Annotated in this window: 17 protein-coding genes; 7 read left to right on the forward strand and 10 right to left on the reverse strand. The window is 59.1% G+C overall.

Translation table 11 applies throughout. From position 1 onward, the window contains the following. Positions 1–61: 61 nt before the first annotated feature. Entirely contained in the window at positions 62–871 is an 810-nt protein-coding gene (locus PK28_RS01560) for a class I SAM-dependent methyltransferase (protein ID WP_044510695.1), read from the reverse strand. 123 nt (positions 872–994) lie between these two features. Then, positions 995–1420 carry a ribosome-binding factor A gene (locus PK28_RS01565; RefSeq protein WP_044510697.1) on the reverse strand — a complete coding sequence of 142 codons (426 nt, stop codon included), beginning with the start codon at positions 1418–1420 and terminating at the stop codon, positions 995–997. Between the two features lie 172 nt (positions 1421–1592). Between PK28_RS01565 and PK28_RS01570 the strand changes: the two genes are divergently transcribed. Next, complete coding sequence (locus tag PK28_RS01570; protein ID WP_044510699.1) at positions 1593–3005, forward strand: hypothetical protein; 1413 nt, start codon at positions 1593–1595, stop codon at positions 3003–3005. 105 nt (positions 3006–3110) lie between these two features. On the opposite strand, the gene rpiB is transcribed toward PK28_RS01570, so the two are convergent. The 7 genes from rpiB to PK28_RS01605 form a co-directional block, all read right to left on the reverse strand. Then, the gene (gene rpiB, locus PK28_RS01575) at positions 3111–3539 is read right to left on the reverse strand and encodes a ribose 5-phosphate isomerase B (protein ID WP_197070451.1); all 429 of its coding nucleotides are present in this window, start codon (positions 3537–3539) and stop codon (positions 3111–3113) included. Between the two features lie 35 nt (positions 3540–3574). Further along, a complete protein-coding gene (gene tatC / locus PK28_RS01580; RefSeq protein ID WP_316931954.1) occupies positions 3575–4444 on the reverse strand; it encodes a twin-arginine translocase subunit TatC in 870 nt (289 codons plus the stop codon). Between the two features lie 139 nt (positions 4445–4583). Further along, complete coding sequence (locus PK28_RS01585) at positions 4584–4910, reverse strand: putative quinol monooxygenase (protein ID WP_044510706.1); 327 nt, start codon at positions 4908–4910, stop codon at positions 4584–4586. A 73-nt stretch (positions 4911–4983) separates the two neighbouring features. After that, entirely contained in the window at positions 4984–6276 is a 1293-nt protein-coding gene (gene glyA, locus PK28_RS01590) for a serine hydroxymethyltransferase (protein ID WP_044510709.1), read from the reverse strand. A 62-nt stretch (positions 6277–6338) separates the two neighbouring features. Then, a complete protein-coding gene (locus PK28_RS01595; RefSeq protein WP_044510711.1) occupies positions 6339–7043 on the reverse strand; it encodes a metallophosphoesterase family protein in 705 nt (234 codons plus the stop codon). 85 nt (positions 7044–7128) lie between these two features. Beyond that, the gene (locus PK28_RS01600; protein ID WP_044510714.1) at positions 7129–7341 is read right to left on the reverse strand and encodes a hypothetical protein; all 213 of its coding nucleotides are present in this window, start codon (positions 7339–7341) and stop codon (positions 7129–7131) included. 111 nt (positions 7342–7452) lie between these two features. Continuing rightward, a complete protein-coding gene (locus PK28_RS01605; RefSeq protein WP_044510717.1) occupies positions 7453–7917 on the reverse strand; it encodes a hypothetical protein in 465 nt (154 codons plus the stop codon). Between the two features lie 118 nt (positions 7918–8035). Between PK28_RS01605 and ybiA the strand changes: the two genes are divergently transcribed. Continuing rightward, complete coding sequence (ybiA, locus tag PK28_RS01610) at positions 8036–8602, forward strand: riboflavin biosynthesis intermediates N-glycosidase (protein ID WP_044510720.1); 567 nt, start codon at positions 8036–8038, stop codon at positions 8600–8602. Here ybiA and PK28_RS01615 read toward each other — a convergent pair. Then, positions 8599–8856: a hypothetical protein gene (locus PK28_RS01615; protein WP_044510722.1), complete on the reverse strand. Its 258-nt coding sequence runs from the start codon at positions 8854–8856 to the stop codon at positions 8599–8601. The genes ybiA and PK28_RS01615 overlap by 4 nt on opposite strands. A 117-nt stretch (positions 8857–8973) precedes the next feature. Between PK28_RS01615 and PK28_RS01620 the strand changes: the two genes are divergently transcribed. The 5 genes from PK28_RS01620 to PK28_RS01640 all read left to right on the forward strand — a co-directional run bounded on the left by PK28_RS01620 (position 8974) and on the right by PK28_RS01640 (position 12891). Further along, the gene (locus PK28_RS01620; protein WP_044510724.1) at positions 8974–9234 is read left to right on the forward strand and encodes a 4a-hydroxytetrahydrobiopterin dehydratase; all 261 of its coding nucleotides are present in this window, start codon (positions 8974–8976) and stop codon (positions 9232–9234) included. Positions 9235–9319: 85 nt separating this feature from the next. Continuing rightward, positions 9320–10054, forward strand: coding sequence for a 16S rRNA (cytidine(1402)-2'-O)-methyltransferase (rsmI, locus tag PK28_RS01625; protein ID WP_044510727.1), 735 nt, complete (start codon positions 9320–9322; stop codon positions 10052–10054). Next, positions 10044–11720 carry an apolipoprotein N-acyltransferase gene (gene lnt, locus PK28_RS01630; RefSeq protein ID WP_231576195.1) on the forward strand — a complete coding sequence of 559 codons (1677 nt, stop codon included), beginning with the start codon at positions 10044–10046 and terminating at the stop codon, positions 11718–11720. The genes rsmI and lnt overlap by 11 nt, the downstream gene beginning before the upstream one ends. Continuing rightward, a complete protein-coding gene (locus PK28_RS01635; protein ID WP_044510729.1) occupies positions 11717–12067 on the forward strand; it encodes a hypothetical protein in 351 nt (116 codons plus the stop codon). The genes lnt and PK28_RS01635 overlap by 4 nt, the downstream gene beginning before the upstream one ends. Further along, a complete protein-coding gene (locus tag PK28_RS01640; protein WP_044510732.1) occupies positions 12064–12891 on the forward strand; it encodes an inositol monophosphatase family protein in 828 nt (275 codons plus the stop codon). The genes PK28_RS01635 and PK28_RS01640 overlap by 4 nt, the downstream gene beginning before the upstream one ends. Positions 12892–12915: the final 24 nt, after the last annotated feature.

A 12915-nucleotide genomic window follows, 5' to 3' on the forward strand; every position in this document is an offset into this window, starting at 1 on the left:
GAAAGGACAGCGGTAGTGGGCAAGATACGTTACTCCGGCTAAGCGGGCGGTGCACCAGGCTTTATTTCCAGGCTTTTACGATGAGGCCGGTGCCGGAATCATGCCGGGTATTGGCATCAAACCAGTTCAGCACCAGGCAAATGGGAAACGTAAGGAGGTAGTAGAAAGGCAGCAGCAGGAAAAACAGGCGCGACTTGCCCAGCATCAGAATGGGGTATTTCATGCTCAGGCGCCAGGAAATCTGGCCGGGCTCGCCGTAGCTGTAGCGCGCCTCAATACGCTCAAAACCGGCCGTGCGCAGCTTCTGCTGAATCTCATGAATGTTGTAGCCGTCGCGCACGTGCTCCTCAATAAAGGAGGTTTCGTCGTCGGCGTGCACATCGGAGCCGCCCTGGTCGGAGGGGGTGGAAATCAGCAGCATACCGCCGTCCTTGAGGGAGGCGTGAATGTTGCGGAACACTTCCACATCTTCCAGAATGTGCTCCATTACGTCTACGGACAGGGCCAGATCAAAGGTATTTGGCTCCCGGTACAGCACCAGGTCCTGCACGGCAAACTGCACCTGCGGGCGGTTCAGCTGCCGGAAAAAGCGGTTGGAGTCGGCCACCTGCTCTTCCTTCACATCCACGGCCAGAATCGTCCAGAGCTTACTCAGGCCTGATAGCCAGTAGGTGTACTGCCCATAGCCTGAGCCCGCGTCCAGAATCACCAGGGGTTCCTGCTGGCGGCCTTTGGCCCACTGGCGCAGCTCGCGGTGCACGTGCCAGGTGCGCAGCAGCAGCAAATCGAGCAGGTGATAAAACAAGCGGCGGAGCCAGGGCGTGCGGTTAAATACTTCGCCCAGGGTGCGTTTAATCGGGTCGTAATGCAAGGGGACGGTGAAATTGTGATATAGTGAGAGAGTGAGATGGTGAGTTTGCTGTTCCGGGGCACGTTGCGCGCAGGCTGCACGGCCTGAACGTCAACTCACCACTTCACAAACTCACTATTTCACCTATTCGTCCTCGTCGGCGAAAAGCTTCGGGCGCTTGGGGTTAGTCAGATGCTCGGAGTCATCCTCAGAGGGCGGGGGCGGAATGCTCAGCCCGCCCAGCACTTTATCGATGTGCGCAGCGTAGGCGGCACTGTCATCGAGGAAGAAGACCAGCTCGGGAATGACGCGCACCTGTTTGCGGATGCGCTGCGCCAGGGCCTGCCGGATAACTTTGCTGTTGTCGCGCACGTGAGCCAGGGTATCCTCGCCTCCATTGGCCAGCAGGCTGCTCAGGTAAATGCGGGCCACGCCCAGGTCCGGGGATACGCGCACGGTGCTGATGCCCGGGGCCAGGCCCGGAAACAGGTGGGGCAGGTCGCGCTGCAGCACGGTGGCCAGCTCCTGCTGTAACAGGCTGGCAAATTTCTGTTGTCGTTTACTTTCCATACGTTAGAAAAACAAAGGTACGGGTTTCGGGGCTTCCTAAACCGATAGATATGCGCCGCATCTATCTGCCTGATACGGCCGAAGTGCGCGGGCTACCTGCTACTTTTGACGGTGGCCGGGCCGGCGCCTGATTTCCGGCGGCCCTATTTATCGGTTTGTTGCTTTCTGCTCCTTGCTAGGTTTCTTCAAAAGTACGCTTCTTACGCGGCTGGCGGCCCTGTTGCTGCTGGTTCTGGGGCTGCGGCTGCCCCTGCTGCTCCTGGGCCTGCCCGTTACGCCCGCCGAGTTGCACGCCCTGCTGGTGGGGGAGCGAATCCATGCCGGGGCCATTCCCTACCGCGACCTGTACGACAGCATGGCGCCCCTGGTCACCGTATTTCTGGGTTTGCTGGATACCATAGCTTCCCGGCCCGTGTGGCTTTACCGCCTGCTGGCCCTGGCGGCGCTGGTGGCGCAGGCCCTGCGCCTGAACTTTGTGCTCAACCGCAGCGGCGTACACCCGGAGCGGGGCTATCTGGTAGCCCTCACCTACCTGCTGCTGGGCAGCATCACCACCGACCTGGATACTCTTTCCCCGCTCCTGCTGGGGCAAACCGGCATTGTGTACGCCCTAAGCGCCCTGCTGCCTACCCTGCGCGAGGGCTACGATAACCGCCGCCTGTTCCGGGCCGGGTTTCTGATTGGCACCGCCGCCCTGGCCTTTCTCCCGCTGGCGCTGTTTCTGCTGGTGGGCCTGTTTGCCGTTATCATTTTCGCGGCCAACTCCTTCCGCAGCTTTCTGTTGCTGGTGTGCGGCTTTCTGTTTCCTTACGCCGTAGTAGGCACCCTTTGTCTCTATGCCGATGCCCTGCCGGGCCTCAACCAGTTTCATTTGCGGCCCATGCTCTACGGGCTGGCGGCAGCGCAGGACGGCCTGCCCCGCGAGCTGCTCCTGAAGCTTATGATTGTGCCCGGCGCGGTGCTGCTCCTCTCGCTGCTGCGCACGTTTACTACGCCGCTGGGTCTGGTTTTTCAGGTGAAATTTCAGCAGCTGATGCTGAGCTGGCTGCTGGTGGCCCTGGGTATTTTGCTGCTCACGCGTGGCACTGCCCCCGGCAGCCTGGTGCTGCTGCTGCCCCCGGCCGCGTATTTCAGCTTATTTCTGTGGCAGAAAAGCCCCCGCCCCTGGCTTACTAATGTGCTGCTGCTGGTTTTGATTGGGGTAGTAACTACCGTGCGCTACCGCAGCCTGCTACACCTGGAAGGGGTGCTGCGCCTGCCCAGCGAGGCCAACTATGCCGTGCGGCCCAACCCTACCTACGCCGCCCTGCAAAACCAGCCTCTGCTGGTGCTGGGCCCCGACCGCAGCCCCTACCTGCAGAATCCGCTGGCTACTCCCTACCTCGACTGGGGCTTGTCGCAGATGGATTTTGGCCACCTGAACGAGTACGCGGCCATAGTCCGGCTTACCCGCAACATGGCCAAAAGCCCGCCCCGCTACATCATTGACCAAACCGGCCTGATGCCGGAGCTGCAATACAAGGCGCCCAATGTATTTGGGCGCTACCAGGCCACCGGCACGCCGCGCCTTTATCAGCGGAAATAAGAAATCAGCAAAAAGCCCTGGATATCTGACGTGATATCCAGGGCTTTTCATTTAAGGAGTTTAAGGAGTATCGAAGGCAAGCCGGTATTTAGCTCGCCTATAGAGTCAGCAGTCGATTTTATTGACCCGGGTCTGGTGGCGGCCACCTTCAAAAGCGGTGTTCAGAAACTCGCTGACGATGGCGCGGGCGTCTTCCTCGCTGATAAAGCGTGCGGGGATACAAACGATATTGGCATCGTTGTGCTGGCGGGCCAAGCGGGATATCTCCGGAATCCAGGCAATGGCGGCGCGCACGCCCCGGTGCTTGTTGGCGGTGATGGCCACCCCGTTAGCGGAGCCGCAAACCAGGATGCCCTGCTTAAAATCACCGGCTTCTACGGCGCTGGCCAGGGGGTGCACAAAGTCGGGGTAGTCCACGGAGTCGGCGGAATAAGTGCCGAAGTCCTCCACCTGGTAGCCGTTATCGCGCAGCCACTGCAGCAGCATTTGCTTGTACTCAAAGCCGGCGTGGTCGGAGCCGATGGCAAGTGTCATAGCGAAAGTCAGAAGGAAAGGATGAAATCAGGAAATCAGGATACGCCCTGGTTTTCGGCCAGTTTAGCGTTGAGGCGGGCCGTATCGTTGCGGCGCACCACGCGGGCAATGTTAATGCTCAGCTCGTAGAGCAGCAGAATGGGAATGGTCACGATAATCTGGGCCGATACGTCGGGGGGCGTGATGATAGCGGCCACCACCAGAATGACCACAATGGCGTGCTTGCGGTACACGCGCATGATTTCGGGCGTAATCATGCCGGCTTTAGCCAGGAAGAACACAATCATGGGCAGCTCAAACACGAAAGCGCAGGACATAGACATGGTAGTGAGCGTGGAGATGTAGCTCTGCATGTCAATCTGGTTTTCAATGGTGGGGTCTACCACGTAGCCGGCCAGGAAGTTGATGCTGAGCGGCGCGGCAATGTAATAGCCAAACAGCAGCCCCAACATAAACAGCACCGACACGAAGAACACGGCACCTTGGGAGTTATTCCGCTCGTGCGGGTAAAGCCCGGGCTTAATGAAGCGCCATATTTCCCAGAACAGATACGGAAAGCCCAGCACCAGACCCACAATAAAGGAGGTGCTGATGTGCATGGTCAGCTGCCCGCTCATTTCGCGGTTCTGAATTACAAACCCAATTTTATCGATGCACAGGTCCGGGGCACCTACCCAGGCGCCGAACTTGCAGAACATGCGGTAGGTCCAGAAATCGGGGCGGGAGGGGCCCAGAATCAGGTCATGAAACAGGAAGTCCTTGGCAAAAAACGCCCCCAGGGTAAAGATGACTACCGCAATAGCAGCCCGGATGATGTGCCAGCGCAACGCCTCCAGGTGGTCGATGAAGGACATTTCGTGCTGGTCGCCCAGCGTGGGTCCCGGTTGTATTTGAGGCTGATTCACTGAAAAGAGAAAATGCGGAATTAAGGAATGACGGGTGGCGTGAAAGGATAAACGTAGTGGCCATCCTTTCAGATGTTTGCCCCCTTACTTTATGGCGCCGGTGACAACGCTTTCAACAAGGTCTTCCAAATAACTGGTTCTATTGCAGGCCTTTCCCACCTAATACCGCCAGGGTGGTTCCTTTTTCGGGCGGGCCGTCCAGCAGGGGCATGGCCTTACCAATCAGGGCTCTTACTTCGGGCGCTTTAAGAGAATTGTCGTGGTCTTCCTGCGTTTCCCAAACCTCGGTAACCCACACTACGGAGGCGTTGTGCACATCCTGGCTTACCAGGTAAATGCAACAGCCCCTGGCCGGGGAAACCAGCTGCGCCGCTTCCAGCAGAATGGCGGCCAGTTCCTCTCCTTTCCCCTCCAAAGCCTTCAGTTTCCCGAATAGGCCATACTTTGCTTGACTTGCTTGCGGCATGTGCCCTGGTGGTTTTGAAAAGAAAGAAAACGACCAGGAAGGCCGGCACCCCTGGGGCGCCGGCCTTCCTGGTTTAGGCGAACAGCGGGAACTGCTGCATCCATTCATTTATCTGGCGGCGCACCTGCCCCAGGTGGGTGTCATTGTCGTGGTGCATCAGCACATCATCAATAAACTCCACAATGCGGCTCATATCAGCTTCTTTCAGTCCGCGGGTGGTCACGGCGGCCGAGCCGATGCGCATGCCGCTGGTTACGAAGGGCGACTTATCATCGAAGGGCACCATGTTTTTGTTGATGGTGATATCAGCCTTGATGAGGGTATTTTCCGCTAGCTTGCCCGTGAGGCCTTTGCTGCGCAGGTCAATCAGCATCAGGTGGTTATCGGTGCCGCCGGAAATAATCTGGTAGCCGCGGTCAACAAAGCCGCGGGCCAGAGCCTGAGCGTTGCGGATGACCTGCTGGGTGTAGTCGGTGTAGGCCTCGGAGAGGCACTCACCGAAGGCTACGGCCTTGGCACCTATGACGTGCTCCAGCGGGCCGCCCTGCGTGCCGGGGAATACGCCCGAGTCCAGCAGTGCCGACATCATGCGGATATCACCTTTGGGCGTTTTCAGGCCGAAGGGGTTTTCGAAGTCCTTACCCAGCATAATGAGGCCGCCGCGCGGGCCGCGCAGGGTTTTATGCGTGGTGGTGGTTACAATGTGGCAGTGCTCGAAGGGGTTGTTCAGCAAGCCCTTGGCAATGAGGCCGGAGGGGTGCGAAATATCGGCCAGCAGCAGGGCGCCTACATCGTCGGCGGCTTCGCGCAGGGCTTTGTAGTCCCAGTCGCGGGAATAGGCGGAGGCGCCGCAGATGATGAGCTTAGGCTGCTCGCGCCGGGCGGTTTCCTTTACTTTCTGCCAGTCGATGAGGCCGGTTTCGGGCTCCACGCCGTAGAAAGAGGGCTTGTAGAGCTTGCCGGAGAAGTTTACCGGCGAGCCGTGCGTGAGGTGGCCACCGTGGGAAAGGTCGAAACCCAGGATTTTGTCGCCGGGCTGCAGCACGGCCAGCATTACGGCGGCGTTGGCCTGGGCGCCGGAGTGCGGTTGCACATTCACCCACTCCACGCCAAACAGCTCCTTGGCCCGGTCAATGGCTAGCTGCTCAATCTGGTCTACAATTTCGCAGCCGCCGTAGTAGCGTTTGCCGGGCAGGCCCTCGGCATATTTGTTGGTCAGAATGGAGCCCTGCGCCTGCATCACCTGCTCCGAAACATAGTTCTCGGAGGCAATCAGCTCGATGCCATGCGTCTGACGTTCTTTTTCCTGACGGATCAAATCAAAGATAACCGTGTCTCGGGCGATGGTGGGGGCGTGGGTTTCCATAGGTTCAAAGGTACGGCGGGGGTGGGGAACTGCCAACTAGGCTGGGCCGCAGGCGGGAAGTGCTAAGAAGGGCGTTTGGCAATGGGGTAAGGCTCCTCACAATTGGGTACCGTGTGCAGCGTGAGCGTATCCAGATTCAGCACGCTCAAGTGGGCCAGCTCCGGGTTATGACGATACACGCAGCCGGTATCCAGATTCAATGCCCCGGCCTTCACCGCAATGCGCCGCTTCACCTCGGCTACCGGCGTAGGCACGTGGCCGTGCACCAGCCGCTTGCCCTGCAGGCGGGAAGCATCAAAAGTGAACTGCTTGATGTTCATCATGGTCTGATGATCCTGCCGCATTTGCTCCGGCGGCTGGCGGAAATCGAAGCCCGCGTGCACCAGCACAAAATCGGGCAGGTCAATTTCATAAGGCAGTGCATCGAGCCAGTGCAGGTAGGCAGCGGGAATATCCGCAGCGGTAGCGGCGTCAAAGCTGCGAAGGGTCAGTTCCCGGTCGGCGGGGGAGGCCCAGGTTTTTCCTATGTGACCGTGGGCGGCGTCCAGCAGCTCCTGGTCGTGGTTGCCGCGCACGCAGTACACGGCCAGCCCGCGGGCCTGTAGCTGCATGAGGTAGTCCAGCACACCTTTGCTGTCGGGGCCTTTGTTCACGAAGTCGCCCAGCACATAGAGCTCGTCGCGGGGCGAGAACAGGACAACTTCTTCCAAGGCGCGGCGCAGGGTGCGCAGGCAGCCGTGCACATCAGTGGTAACAAAGCGGGCCATAGCAGTAGCAATTTGGATGAGCCAGATCAGATAAAAAAGCACCTTCCAGGTCTGGAAGGTGCTTTTTTATCAAACTAAAGGCAGCCTAGCTATAGGCAGGCTTGTCGATATCGGGTTTGTTAAGGTTGCGGTTGGGGTGGCGCTGGGGCGCATCGGCCGCCTCCTGTTCCAGCCGGTCTTCTACTTCGGGGTCGAGGTTGTTTACGGGCAACGACTCGGCTTTGGGCTGGCCTATGCCGGCGGGGTCGCCGTGGTGTTCCTTCGACTGCTGGTTGGAGCTGTTACTTTTATAAGGCATGGCAGTTTTTCGTTAAATGTGAAAAAAAGGCCCGGCTCCGCACCCGTAGCAAGCAGGGAGCCGGGTGAAGATTCTATTGATCAATGGCCGTGTCGGTGGCGTTGGGGTCGGTCAGGTCGGCGTTGGTACCCTGGCGGGCGAGGTCGGCGTTGGTACCGGTGGGCGGGGCTCCATCTGGTCCATGCCCACGCGGGAGTTGGGGTTCTGCATTTCGTCGCGACCGGGGCGGGCATCGTCGGCATCCAGCTCATCTACCGGGCGGCGCGACTCCAGCTCGGGGTCCTGCTCCTCCGGTCCATCCTGGTTGGGGCCATTGGGGCGGCCTTCGTCCTCGGTGCGCATATTGTCGTGCGGATGCTGGATGTTGTCGGTATTCTCGTTTACTGATACGGCCGTGCTGCCATTGCCGCTGTCGGTGCCAAAACCTTCTTTGCCGTCGCGGTTGCCGAAGCCCCCGCGGGCATCTTCGTTTTTAGGTGGGTTTGCCCCGGGAATGATGTGGCCGGCGGCCAGCTCTTCATCGGTGGTATCGTCGTTTATAACGCGTATGGGGCGGTTGTTGTGGTCGGTTGCCATAGAAAAAGTCAGCAGGTGGAATGGGAATTCATTCTAGAAAGTGTACTGTGGTTTTTGGAATTAGGTTTAGGTTTGATGAGAGGTAGCCCTGAACCCACCGCCGCCTTCTTTTTCCTTTATGGCTGCTGCTCTTGCCTCTGTTCGCTCCCTCGAAGCCCTGCTGGATTATCTCAGCCAGAGGCAGCCCGTGAAATACCTTTTCTTCTGGGGCCATACCGGAAGGCCGGGCGCTGCCGTGGGCAAAGAATGCTTCAGTCAGTGGTACCCGGCGCCCTTCACTCTAAATGGCCAGACCTACGCCACCACCGAGCACTACATGATGGCCGAAAAGGCGCGTTTATTTCAGGATGAAGCTACCCGGCAAGCCATCCTAGCCGCCCCTCATCCTCATCAAGCCAAAACCCTGGGCCGCCAGGTACAAAATTTTGAGGAAGGCCTGTGGAATGATGCCCGCTTTGCCATAGTGGTGCAAGGAAATCTGGCCAAGTTCAGCCAGTACCCGGCGCTGCGCCAGTTTCTTCTGGATACCGGCCAGCGCGTGTTAGTGGAAGCCAGCCCGGTGGATGTTATCTGGGGCATCGGACTGGCGCAGGACGATCCGCGGGCGGCTAACTCCGCCGAATGGCCCGGCCTGAACCTGCTGGGCTTTGCCCTGATGGAAGTTCGGGCCCAGCTCAGCCGCTAGCGCATAATCTTGCCCCGCAAATCCCAGTGGCTGTGCGCTACCTCCTGGCTGCCGGGCCTGCGCTTGATGGTGCGCGTGAACCGCTCACCGGTAATGGCGCCATCGGGCCGGCGCTTGCCAAAGAACAGCGTGACCGGCTCGCCGTGCTCATTGGTAATAAAGGTGATGTCGTAGCCTTTAAATACATCATCAATGCGCGACGACGGCTCGTAGACTTTACTAAGCTTTTGGTCTAACAAACGGTGCAAGGGCATAGAAAGCGTAGATTACGGTGTCCGGATTTTTACGAGGCCGATTGGCTGCGGGTATAGGATAGCCCGTATTTTAAACACTACTTCCGGCCCTCCTTTCACCCTTACTTCTGCCCTGTTATGTGGACTGAACAAGACAACGCCCTCACCCGCACTTTTAAGTTTAAAAGCTTCCAGACGGCCTTCAGCTTCATGACCGATGTAGCCGAGGAGGCCGAGTACCAGAACCACCATCCCTGGTGGAGCAATGAGTACAACGTGGTTACGTTCCGGCTCCGCACGCATGATGCCGGCAACACCGTGACCGAAAAAGACCGGCAGCTGGCCGCCGCCATTGATAAGCTGGCCGAGGAGTATAAAGGGGAATCAGTTGCCGGTTGATAGTTGCCGGTTACCGGTTTGGTCAAATATCTTCAGCTGGTAACCAACAACCGGCAACCGGCAACTGACAACTACCTTTGTCTTTATGTCTGATACGCCTACCGTTCTGTACCTGGTTCCTACCCCCATCGGCAACCTGGAGGATATTACCCTCCGGGCCATTCGCATTCTGGGCGAGGTAGATACCGTACTGGCCGAAGATACCCGCACCAGCGGCCGCCTGATGCAGCACCTGGGCCTGAAAAAGCCCATGCTCAGCTACCACCTCCACAACGAGCACCAGCAGGTGCAGCGCCTGCTGGAAAAGCTGGAAAAAGGCGAGCGGATGGCCCTGGTGTCGGATGCCGGCACCCCCGGAATTTCTGACCCCGGCTTTTTGTTGGTTCGCGAGTGTCTGGCCCGGGGCCTGAAAGTGGAGTGCCTGCCGGGCGCCACGGCCTTTGTGCCGGCCCTGCTGAAATCGGGCTTCGGGGCCGAGCGGTTTACGTTTGAAGGTTTCTTGCCGGTGAAAAAAGGCCGCCAGACCCGCCTCAAGGAGTTGGCCACCGAAACCCGCACCATGATTTTTTACGAGTCGCCGCACCGGATTGTGAAAACCCTGGAGCAGCTGGCCGAAATACTGGGCCCCGAGCGCCCCGCCTCCGTGAGCCGGGAGCTGACCAAGCTGTTTGAGGAAACCGTGACGGCTCCCCTGGCTGAGCTGGCCGCTGAGTTTGCGGGCCGCTCCGCCATCAAAGGCGAAATAGTGCTGGTAGTGCAGGGCCTGAAGGAGGAACGCATCAAAGAAGACCGCTATAAAGAAGACCATCGTGCCGAATAACCCCACTCTTGCCCCCGCTCCTGCTGCTATTGCGCCGTCGGCCGTAACTGGCTGGGCCTATTGGCTGCCCAGCTTGCTGGCCTTTCTGAGCGCGGGCCTGCTGTGGGCGGGCTGGCCGGTGCACCCGGCTGCCCTAGCCCTGCTGCTGCTGGTAGCCTGGGTGCCCTACCTGCGCATGGAGCAGCTGCTGGTGCAGCGCAGGGCCAGCGGCTGGAAGGTGTGGCGCTACTCGTACCTGGTGCTGGTACTCTGGAATGCCTTTACTACCTACTGGGTGAGCTACAGCACGTTGGGCGGCGGCATCACGGCCGTGGTGTGCAATGCTTTGATGATGAGCGCGCCGGTTATGGCGTTCTACCATACCAAGAAGCGCCTGGGCCCTACGCTGGGCTACTTGTCTTTACCGGTTTACTGGATTGCCTTTGAGCAATTGCACCTGCACTGGTTTCTCACCTGGCCCTGGCTCACCCTCGGCAACGGCTTTGCGCAGGCCAACCAGTGGGTGCAGTGGTACGAGTACACCGGCTTTCTAGGCGGCTCCGTCTGGATCTGGGCCGTAAACCTGCTGGTATTCTGGGCCTGGTTTGGCCGTGAAGGTGTAGCACCCTGGACCTTCGGGCAGGGTCGCTTCCGCTGGGCGTGGCCCGTGCTGGCCGTTGTTCTGCCGATAAGCTTGTCGTCCATTATTGGCCGCAGCTACCAGGAAAAAGGCGCTACCGCCGAGGTGCTGGTGATTCAGCCCAACGTGGACCCCTACAACGAAAAGTTTGAGAGCGGCCCCAACTTCATTTCCTACGAGGAGCAGCTCACGCGCCTGCTCACCCTCACCGGGAAAAACCTGACCCCACAAACCAAGCTGGTGCTGTGGCCCGAAACCTCCCTCGATGAAACCTACTTCGAGGATTCCTTCGATGGCAACCTGAAAATTCAGCGCATCCGGCAGTGGCTGGGCCAGCACCCCGGCGTAGAACTGGTAACTGGCCTCACCAGCGTGGGTCGCTACCGCTCCAAAGAAGAAGCCAGCTCCACGGCTCGCTTCCGCGAGGATTTAGGCTACTACGATATCTTCAACGCGGCTGTGCATTTCCCCGGCCCCGTCGGCACACCGGAGTTCTACCATAAGTCGCGGCTGGTGCCGGGCGTGGAGGGCGTGCCGCCGTGGCTGTCGGCTTTTGTTATTGATTTGGGCGGCACGGCCGGCGGCTTGGGCTCCCAGCCCGAGCGCACCGTGTACCAGACCAAAACGCCCAACCTGCGCCTGGCGCCCGTTATCTGCTATGAGTCGGTTTACGGCGACTTTGTGGCCGACTACGTGAAGAACGGCGCCACGCTCATCGGCATCATTACCAACGACGGCTGGTGGTCTGATTCCCCCGGCCATTTGCAGCATTTGCAATACGCCACCCTGCGCGCCATTGAAACCCGCCGCGACGTGGCCCGCTCCGCCAACACGGGCATATCCGGCTTCATCAACCAGAAAGGCGAAATCACTCAGCAAACCGGCTGGTGGGTGCAGGCTGTAAGCCGCGCCACCGTGCATCTGAACGAGGAGCTGACGTTCTACGTCCGCTACGGCGAGCTGATTGGGCCGGCCTGCCAGGTGCTGGCCGTGTTGCTGTTGGTCTTCACGCTGGTGCGCGCCCTCAACCGGCGCTTTTCCTCATGAGAAAAATAGCCCAAGTGGCAGCGCCAACTTCGGAAGTAGTTCGGCTAATGATTCATGCCGATGGAGACAATGGCGTTTACTTATTTGGTTATAACACTCTAGAGGACAGCAGCTCTTTATGGGACTATTGGTTCGAAAAAGTCGCCGATGCGGAAGCCACTGCTGAAGAATATGGAGTAACAGGCTCTGATTGGCAATTCATAGCGGATCCATTGGAGAATTGTCAGCAGGACTGGATAACGCCAGTCCGTGTAAAGGGGCGGGCAGAAAACCAGCCACAGTGGGGCCAGTTTGAAAAGCTTGTAAACAATGAATGGGTAGCCTTTTCGCCCACACAAAAACTATGATTGATTTCAACCAACTCAGCCTGCAGGTAGCCGAGGTAGCCCGCCGGGCCGGCCAGTTCATTCACCAGGAAGCCGCCACCTTCGACCGCGGCCGCATCCAGCACAAAGGCCTGCACGATATGGTTTCCTACGTGGACCAGGAAGCGGAAAAGCTGCTGGTGGCCGGGCTGCGGGAGTTACTGCCTGAGGCCGGCTTCATTACCGAAGAAGGCACCACCGGCGGCAGCAGCCAGGCCACCAGCGCCGGCACCGGGCTAACCTGGATTATTGACCCCCTGGATGGCACCACCAACTTCATCCACGGCCTGCCCATCTATTCCGTGAGCGTGGCTTTGATGCAGGGCCGTGAGCTGGTAATTGGCGTGGTGTATGAGGTAAACCAGCAGGAATGCTTCCGGGCCGTGCGCGGCGGCGGGGCCTTCTGCAACGAGCAGCCCATCCGGGTTTCCTCCACCCAGGACCTGAACCATTCCCTCATTGCCACGGGCTTCCCCTACAGCAACTTCAACCGCATCGATACCTACCTGCCCATCCTGAAGGAGTTTATGCGCCGCACCAACGGCGTGCGCCGCGTAGGCTCCGCCGCCATTGACCTGGCCTGGGTGGCCGCCGGCCGCTTCGATGGCTATTTCGAGTTCAACATCAACTCCTACGATGTAGCCGCCGGTATTCTGCTGGTGCGCGAGGCCGGCGGCCACGTTACGCAGTTTCTGCACGATGGCGACCCAATCTTCGGGCGGGAAGTGGTGGCTTCCAACACCGCCGTGCACGCCGAGATGCAGGAGGTAATTGGGGAGCACTGGCCAGCGCACGCGCCGGCCTAAACTTTTTCTGCGGCTCCGTAGTTT

Source organism: Hymenobacter sp. DG25B, assembly GCF_000801315.1.
Classification (GTDB): Bacteria; Bacteroidota; Bacteroidia; order Cytophagales; family Hymenobacteraceae; genus Hymenobacter.